Raw genomic sequence first — 8,577 nt, forward strand, 5'->3', positions numbered from 1 at the left:
CACGTGTCCTCCTGACGTCGGGGCGGGGTCGAGGGCTGTGAGCGTGGACACAACGACCACAAAGCCCAATGCGCACGCAAGCGTGACACGTGCCGCGCCGGTTGCCATGTTCCCTGCACGCGGCGGTCACCCGCCCGACACACAGGAGGACGACATGCGCTCTGCTTCCCTGCGGAAGCTCGCCGCCGGCACCGTTGCCGCCGGTCTGCTGCTCACCGGCTGCGGCACCACCGCCGACGGCGGATCGGCATCAGGAGGCAGCGGGGACGGCCCGGTCACCGGCCTGCGGCTGATGGTCCCGAACTCCCCCGGCAGCGGCTACGACACCACCGCCCGGGCGGTCGCCCAGGTTCAGGAGGACGACGACATCGCCTCCGGCATCGAGGTGTTCAACCTCGAGGGTGCCGGCGGGACGGTCGGTCTCCAGCGCCTGGTGAACGAGAAGGGCAACGACAAGCTGCTCATGCAGATGGGCCTGGGTGTCGTGGGCGCCTCGTACACCAACAAGTCCGAGGCCACACTGGACCAGACCACCCCGGTGGCCAAGCTGATCGAGGAATCCGAGGCGATCGTCGTCCCGGCCGGCTCGCCCTACAAGACGCTCGACGACCTGGTCACCGCGTGGAAGGCCGACCCGGGCAACGTGCCCGTCGGTGGCGCGTCGAACCCCGGTGGTCCCGACCACCTGACCTCGATGCTCCTGGCGCAGGCCGTGGGGCTGGACGCGACGTCCGTCAACTACGTGGCGTACGACGGCGGCGGCGAGCTGCTGGCCGCCATCCTGGGCAACCAGATCGCCTTCGGCGCGACCGGCGTCGGCGAGGTGGCCGAGCAGGCCGCCGCCGGTGACGTCCGGATCCTCGCCGTCACCAGCGAGCAGGCCGTCCCGGACGTGGACGCCCCGACCCTGACCGACGAGGGCGTCGACCTGGTCTTCACCAACTGGCGCGGCCTCGTGGCGCCTCCCGGCCTGGACGACGCCCAGACGTCGGCGTTCATCGACATGGTCACCGCGATGCACGACAGCGACGGCTGGAAGAAGGCGCTCGCGGACAACGGCTGGACCGACGCCTTTCTGACCGGCGACGAGTTCGGCACGTACCTCACCAGCGAGAGCAAGCGCGTGGCCAGCGTGCTGAGCGAGCTGGGGCTGGCGTGACCTCTGCCGCCCCCGGCAGCGCTCCGGAACAGGGCCGCTCCGAGTTCGGGGTGGCCCTGTTCCTGGGTGCGCTCGGCGTGCTCGTCATCGTCGAGGCGCTGCTCCTGCCGGACAGCCTGATCGCCCGCGGACCGGTCGGCCCCGCGGCGGTGCCCGTGGTGGTCGGCAGCCTGCTGGTGATCGTCGCCGTCCTGCTCGGCGTCGACGTCGCCCGGTGCGGACGCGGCGAGCCGGAGGGCGGCGAGGACGTCGAGCTGGCCGGCGGCAGCGACTGGCTCACGATCGGCCTGCTCGTGGCCGCGTTCGCGGCGAACGCGCTGCTCATCGAGGGCCTGGGCTGGCCGATCTCCGGCGCGATCCTGTTCTGGGGCACCGCCTTCGCCCTGGGCAGCCGGCACTACGTCCGGGACGCGGTGATCTCGCTCGTGCTGTCCGTGGGTTCCTGGTACCTGTTCGTCCTCGGTCTGGGCATCGGCCTGCCCGTGGGCATCCTGAGGGGGATTCTCTGATGGACGCACTCACCCAGCTGATCAACGGCTTCGGCACCGCCCTGACGCCGGAGAACCTGCTCTACGCCTTCCTCGGCGTGCTGCTGGGCACCGCGATCGGCGTGCTCCCGGGCATCGGGCCGGCCATGACGGTGGCCCTGCTGCTGCCGCTGACGTACGCCCTGCCCGCCACCAGCGCCATCATCATGTTCGCCGGCATCTACTACGGCGGCATGTACGGCGGCTCCACCACCTCGATCCTGCTCAACACCCCGGGTGAGAGCGCTTCGGTGGTGACCGCCATCGAGGGCAACAAGATGGCCAAGAACGGCAGGGCGGCCCAGGCCCTCGCCACGGCCGCCATCGGCTCGTTCGTCGCCGGCACCATCGCGACGCTGCTGCTGGCGCTGCTCGCGCCGACCGTCGCCCGGCTCGCCATCAAGATCGGTCCGGCCGACTACTTCGCCGTCATCCTGCTGGCCTTCATCGCGATCACGTCCGTGCTCGGCAGCTCCCGGGTCCGCGGGCTCGCCTCCCTCGGTCTGGGTCTGACCATCGGGCTCATCGGCATCGACGCCACCTCGGGTCAGCAGCGGCTCACCTTCGGCGTCCCCCAGCTGGCCGACGGCATCGACATCGTAATCGTGGCCGTCGGGCTCTTCGCCGTCGGCGAGGCGCTGTGGACCGCCGCCCACCTGCGCCGCCGGCCGATCGAGGTCATCCCGGTCGGCACTCCCCGGATGAGCCGGGAGGACTGGCGCCGGTCCTGGAAGCCGTGGCTGCGCGGCACGGCGATCGGCTTCCCGTTCGGTGCCATCCCGGCCGGCGGCGCGGAGATCCCGACGTTCCTCTCCTACGTCACCGAGAAGAAGCTGTCCCAGCACCCGGAGGAGTTCGGCCACGGCGCGATCGAGGGCGTCGCCGGCCCCGAGGCGACCAACAACGCGTCGGCCGCCGGCGGCCTCGTGCCGATGCTGACCCTGGGTTTGCCCACCACGGCGACCGCCGCGGTGCTGCTGGTCGCCCTGCGGACCTACGGCATCCAGCCCGGTCCGCGACTGTTCGAGACCGAGCCCGTGCTGGTCTGGGGCCTCATCGCCAGCCTCTTCATCGGCAACACGATGCTGCTGGTGCTGAACCTCCCGCTCGCACCCCTCTGGGCGCGGCTGCTGCGGATCCCCCGACCCTACCTCTACGCCGGGATCCTGTTCTTCTCCAGCCTGGGCGCGTACTCGGTGAACGCGTCGTCCTTCGACCTCTTCCTGCTGCTGGCCATCGGTGCGCTGGGCTTTCTGATGCGGCGCTTCGGGCTCCCGGTCCTGCCGGCCATCATCGGGGAGATCCTCGGGCCGTTCGCCGAGGAGAAGCTGCGTCAGGCGCTGCAGATCAGCAACGGCGACCTCTCCGGCCTGGTGACCCCGGTGTCGGTGGTCATCTTCGTCATCAGTGCGCTCCTGCTGCTGTCCCCGCTGGTGCGCCGGCTACTCCCCCGCAAGGCCACCCCGCCGGTGCTGACCGAGGTCGGCGAGGTCCTCGAGGAGACCCACCACCACGAGCAGGTCGTTGCCGCGGACGACGGACGGGCCGGGCGCCCACCGAGCGCCTGAGCGAGCGATGGCCGTCGCGGGCAGCTGCCCGCGACGGCCATTCGTCGTCGGGCATACCGCCCGTCCACCCGGGGTACTGGGAACTCTTTCAGGGCGCCGTACGAGTATGGAGCCGATCTCTACTCGACAGGACCTGCGATGCGCGGCAACACGACCCACCGTTTCTCCAACACCGCCGTCCTCACCGTGCAGACCGCCGACGCCGCCCGCGTCGTCACCTCCGCGGAGCTGGACGAGCGCCTGACCGACACCTACCAGCGGGTACGGCTGCGACCGGGCCTGCTCGAGCGGCTCGTCGGCATCCGCGAACGACGCTGGTGGCCTGACGGCGTCACCTTCGTCGACGGCGCGGCCATGGCCGGGGCCAAGGCCATCAGCGAAAGCGGCATCGACCCCTCCGACATCGGCCTGATGGTCAACACTTCGGTGAGCCGCCAGCACCTCGAGCCCTCGACGGCCACGGCGGTGCACCACGCCCTCGGGCTGCCGAGCTCGTGCCAGAATTTCGACATCACCAACGCCTGCCTGGGGTTCGTCAACGGCATCGAACTGGCCGGCGCGATGATCGACGCGGGCTTCGTCGACTATGTGCTCGTCGTCAACGGTGAGGACGCCCAGACCGTCCAGGAGATCACCCTCGACAACCTGTCCCGCCCGGGGACGACGTCCCGCGACGTCATCTCCCAGTTCGCCACCCTCACCCTCGGCTCCGGTGCCGCGGCCATGGTGCTGGGTCGGGCCGACCGGCACCCCGAGGGCCACCGCGTCGTCGCGGCGGTCAGCCGGGCGGGCACCGAGCACCACCAGCTGTGCATCGGCGACAACGACGGCATGACCACCGACCTCAAGGGCCTGCTCGACGCCGGCCTCCAGCTGTCCGAGGACCTCTGGACCGAGGCCGCGGCGGACTTCGACTGGTCGCAGGGCATGGACCGCTACGTCATCCACCAGGTCTCCCAGGTGCACACCGATGCGATCTGTACGCGGCTGGGCATCGACCCGACCCGGGTGCCCCGGACGTTCCCCGAGCGCGGCAACATCGGCCCCGCGTCGGTGCCGGTCACCCTGGCCGGCGAAGTGGACACCCTCGTCGACGGCGACCGCGTCCTGCTGATGGGCATCGGCTCCGGCCTCAACGCCTGCTGCCTCGAGATTGCCTGGTGACCGCCCCCGACCTGCCCCCCGCGCTGCCCGGTCTCGACCCCGCGTGGTCCCGATCGGTCACCGTCGCCGACTCGGCCGGGGTCAAGCACACCTGGCACGTCCTGGACAACGGCGTCCGGGAGCCGGTGGGCACGCTGCTGTGCATCCACGGCAACCCCACGTGGTCCTACCTCTGGCGCCGGCTGCTCGCCGGCGCCCCGCCCGGCTGGCGGGTGGTCGCTCCCGACCACCTGGGCATGGGGTGGTCGCAGCGGCTGTCCGAGCCACGCAGCCTCGCCCAACGGGTCACCGACCTCGGCGACCTCACCGATGCGCTCGGGGTGACCGGGCCGGTGGTCACCGTCGGGCACGACTGGGGCGGGGTCATCTCCCTCGGCTGGGCGCTCGACCACCGGGCACAGCTGCGCGGCGTCGTCCTCGGCAACACCGCGGTCGCCATGCCGCCGGGCGACCTCGGCCCGGCTTTGATCCGGCTCGCGCACGCCCCCGGCGTCCGCGCGGCGATCACCGTCGGCACGCCGGTCTTCGTCCGGGCGGCGACCGCGCTGTCCTGGCCCCCGCTGCCGGCCGACGTCCGCAACGCCTTCGCCGCGCCCTACCGGACGGCCGCCCGGCGCCGGTCGGTCGGGAACTTCGTCGCCGACATCCCGTTCCACCGCGGCCACCCGTCCCGCCGGGTACAGGAGGCAATCGCCGAGGGCATCCGCACGCTCGACGTCCCGGCGCTGCTGCTGTGGGGGCCGCGCGACCCGGTGTTCGCCGAGAGGTACCTGGCCGACCTCCGGAAGCGGCTGCCGCAGGCACAGCTGCACCGCTACGAGGGCGCCTCGCACCTGCTCCCCGAGGACGCGCCGCAGTACGCCGGGGCCGTCGTCCAGTGGGTGACCGACCTCGACACGGCGGCCCCTCCCGCGGCGCCGGCAGCGGAGCCGACCGCCGGCCGGCGGCTGTGGTCCGCGCTCACCGACCGGGCGGACGACGACTCCCCGGCGGTGGTCGAGGTGGGCGGGTCGACCACCAGCTGGGTACAGCTCGCCCGCCGCGTCGAGGACCTCGCCGCCGGGCTCGCCGCCGCCGGCGTGCGCCCGGGACACCGGGTCGCGCTGCTCGTCGAGCCCTCGGCCGACCTGACCGCCGCCGTCTACGCGGTGTGGCGGGCCGGCGGCGTCATCGTGGTGGCCGACAAGGGACTCGGCCTGTCCGGCATGCGCCGGGCGCTGCGCAGCGCGTCCGTCGACCACGTCATCGGCAGCCGGGCGGGGCTCGCCGCGGCCCGGTTGATGCTGCTGCCCGGCTCGCGCATCCCGGTCGGCGACCTGCCCGATCTCGCCGAGCGGGGCCACAGCGCGCCCGCACCCGCCGGCGGCGCCCCGGACGACGACTGCGCCGTGGTGTTCACCTCCGGCGCCACCGGCCCGGCCAAGGGCGTCGTCTACACCCATCGGCAGGTCCTGGCCCAGCTCGAACTGGTGCGCGCCACCTACCGGCTCACCCCCGACGACCGGTTCGTGGCCGCCTTCGCCCCGTTCGCCCTGCTCGGGCCGGCGCTGGGCATCGGCTCCGCGGTGCCCGACATCGACGTGACGGCACCGGGCACGCTCACCGCGACAGCGCTGGCCGAGGCCGCCGCCGCGGTCGACGCCACCGTCGTCTTCGCCTCCCCCGCCGCCCTGCGCCGCGTGGCCGAGACCGGTGCCGGGCTGTCGGCGCGGCACCGCGCGGCGCTGGACCGGGTCCGGCTGCTGATGTCGGCCGGGGCCCCGGTCCCCTCCGCGCTGCTCCGCGCGGTGCGCGAGGTCCTGCCTGCGGCGTCGGCGCACACGCCGTACGGGATGACCGAGGCGCTGCCGGTCACCGACGTGGAGGCCGGCGAGATCGAGGCCGCCGGCGAGGGCGAGGGCGTCTGCGTCGGCCGGCCACTGCCCGGCGTCCAGGTCCGGCTGAGCCCACTGTCGCCGGCCGGCCTCGCCGACGGCCCGCTGACCGAGGAGGCGGGCCGGACCGGCGAGGTCTGCGTCCGCGCCGCGCACGTCAAGGACCGGTACGACGCGCTGTGGGCCACCGAGCGCGCGTCGTCCCGGAACCCCGGCTGGCACCGCACCGGCGACGTCGGACACCTGGACGAGGCCGGCCGGCTGTGGATCGAGGGCCGGCTGCCGCACGTGGTCAGCACCGCCGCCGGCGTGGTCACCCCGGTCGGGGTGGAGCAGCGCGTGGAGCAGCTGGACGGCGTCCGGGCCGCCGCGGTGGTCGGGGTCGGGCCGGTCGGCGCCCAGGTGGTGGTGGTCGTCGTCGTGACCGCCGTCCCGCGGTCGCGGCGCCGAGGGCTGGAACTGGCCGATACGTCGCTCGCCGATGCGGTGCGGGCCGCCGCCGGCACGGAGGTCGCCGCGGTGCTGGTGGCGGCCCGGCTGCCGGTCGACGTCCGCCACCAGTCCAAGGTCGACCGGGCCGAGGTCGCCCGCCGGGCGGGCCGGCTGCTGGCCGGCGCCCGACCGTGAGGGTGCTGGTCACCGGCGCCAGCGGGATGCTCGGCCGGGCGACGGCCGACCAGCTCATCGCCCGCGGCGACGACGTGACCGTCCTGCAGCGCCGGCCGGCCGGGCTGCCCTGCGCCGAGGTGCTCGGCGACATCGCCGACGATGCCCTTGTGCGCCGCGCGGCGGGCGGCCAGGACGCCGTCGTCCACCTGGCCGCCAAGGTCGACGTGGTCGGCCACTGGGCCGAGTACGCCCGGGCGAACGTCGACGGCACCCGCACGGTGGTCGCCGCCTGCCGGTCCGCCGGTGTCGGCCGGCTGGTGCACGTGTCGTCCCCGTCGGTGGCGCACGCCGGTTCGGCGCTGGTCGGTGTCGGCGCCGGGCCCGCCGACCCCGCGGGCGCCCGGGGCAACTACGCGCGGTCCAAGGCGGTGGCCGAGCTGGACGCGCTGGCCGCGGACGCACCCTCGCTGGGCGTGCTCGCCGTCCGCCCGCACCTGGTGTGGGGGCCGGGCGACACGCAGCTGGTGGCCCGGATCGTCGAGCGGGCGAGAGCCGGGCGGCTGCCGCTGATCGGCTCCGGCGCGGCCCTCATCGACACCACGTACGTCGACAACGCCGCGTCTGCACTGGTCGCCGCGGTCGATGCGGCAGCGCACGGCGAGGCGCTGGTCGTGTCGAACGGCGAACCGCGTCCGGTCGGTGAGGTCCTCGAACGGCTGTGCGCCGCGGCCGCGGTGCCCGGGCCGCGGGGAGCCGTTCCGTTCCGGGCCGCCTGGCTGGCCGGCGCCGCGGTCGAAGCCGGATGGGCGCTGACCCGGCGCACCACCACGCCGCCGCTGACCCGCTTCCTGGCCGAGCAGCTGGCCACCGCGCACTGGTTCGACCAGCGGCGTACCCGAGCCGCGCTGGCCTGGCGGCCGCAGGTCGACCTGGCGGAAGGGTTCACCCGGCTGTCCCGCTGGTACGCGGTCCCGACCCCGACAGCGGCCTGACGCCGGCGGCGCCTCACGTGGGACGGGGTCATTGGGCCCCTGCCGCTTCCCGGTGTCGCCGGCGGATTCGCTGGCATACGGCTCGCGGCGCTTGCCGGCGTGCGCCTCGGCCTGCAACCGCTCCTGCAGGTGTGGGTAGTGCAGCTCGAACGCGGGTCGTTCAGAGCGGATCCGCGGGATTGCGAGGTAGTTGTGCCGCGGCGGCGGGGAGGACGCCGCCCACTCCAGGGAGTTGCCGTGCCCCCAGGGGTCATCGCGCAGCGCCTGCGGCCCGTGCTTCCAGGAATGCACCACGTTGAAGGCGAACGGGATCGTGGAGGCGCCGAGTACGAAGGAGAAGGTCGTGGGTGGAGTTGACCCGCTTTCGCGGACACCTCGTCACTGCGGACACGGATTAGGCCGCAGCTTTTCGTGCAGTGTGCGCCTGCTCGAAACGAGCGGGTGAGACCTGGCCGAGGGAGGAGTGCCGGCGGCGCGGGTTGTAGAAGGTCTCGAGGTAGTCGAAGACGGCGAGCTTGGCCTGCCGCCGAGTCTCAAACCGGCCGCGTGGCTGCTGGTCGAACAGTTCGCACTCGATGGTCGCGAAGACGCTCTCCGCCATGGCGTTGTCGTAGCAATCCGCGACCGATCCCATGCTGGCCAGGGCGCCGTGACGTCTCAGTTCCCGTTCGAGCTGGTAGCTGC

7 protein-coding genes are annotated in these 8,577 nt (G+C 73.4%); 6 read left to right on the forward strand and 1 reads right to left on the reverse strand.

Annotation, left to right across the window (positions count from 1 at the left end; genetic code table 11):
* Positions 1–154 precede the first annotated feature (154 nt).
* From BLW04_RS08625 to BLW04_RS08650, 6 genes are all read left to right on the forward strand, one after another.
* On the forward strand, positions 155–1,159 hold the full coding sequence (locus tag BLW04_RS08625; protein WP_091538652.1) for a Bug family tripartite tricarboxylate transporter substrate binding protein: 1,005 nt from the start codon (positions 155–157) through the stop codon (positions 1,157–1,159).
* Positions 1,156–1,668, forward strand: coding sequence for a tripartite tricarboxylate transporter TctB family protein (locus BLW04_RS08630; protein WP_091538656.1), 513 nt, complete (start codon positions 1,156–1,158; stop codon positions 1,666–1,668). The genes BLW04_RS08625 and BLW04_RS08630 overlap by 4 nt, the downstream gene beginning before the upstream one ends.
* Complete coding sequence (locus BLW04_RS08635) at positions 1,668–3,254, forward strand: tripartite tricarboxylate transporter permease (RefSeq protein ID WP_091538659.1); 1,587 nt, start codon at positions 1,668–1,670, stop codon at positions 3,252–3,254. Before BLW04_RS08630 ends, BLW04_RS08635 begins: the two co-directional genes overlap by 1 nt.
* Positions 3,255–3,392: 138 nt before the next feature.
* A complete protein-coding gene (locus BLW04_RS08640; protein WP_091538739.1) occupies positions 3,393–4,418 on the forward strand; it encodes a 3-oxoacyl-ACP synthase III in 1,026 nt (341 codons plus the stop codon).
* Positions 4,415–6,919, forward strand: coding sequence for an alpha/beta fold hydrolase (locus BLW04_RS08645; protein ID WP_254781188.1), 2,505 nt, complete (start codon positions 4,415–4,417; stop codon positions 6,917–6,919). The genes BLW04_RS08640 and BLW04_RS08645 overlap by 4 nt, the downstream gene beginning before the upstream one ends.
* Positions 6,916–7,893 carry an NAD-dependent epimerase/dehydratase family protein gene (locus BLW04_RS08650; RefSeq protein WP_091538662.1) on the forward strand — a complete coding sequence of 326 codons (978 nt, stop codon included), beginning with the start codon at positions 6,916–6,918 and terminating at the stop codon, positions 7,891–7,893. The genes BLW04_RS08645 and BLW04_RS08650 overlap by 4 nt, the downstream gene beginning before the upstream one ends.
* Before the next feature lie 394 nt (positions 7,894–8,287).
* On the opposite strand, the gene BLW04_RS08660 is transcribed toward BLW04_RS08650, so the two are convergent.
* On the reverse strand, positions 8,288–8,577 hold a 290-nt coding region (locus tag BLW04_RS08660; protein ID WP_139306779.1), incomplete at its 5' end, for an integrase core domain-containing protein.

The sequence above is a fragment of the Modestobacter sp. DSM 44400 genome (assembly GCF_900107175.1).
Lineage (GTDB): Bacteria > Actinomycetota > Actinomycetes > Mycobacteriales > Geodermatophilaceae > Modestobacter.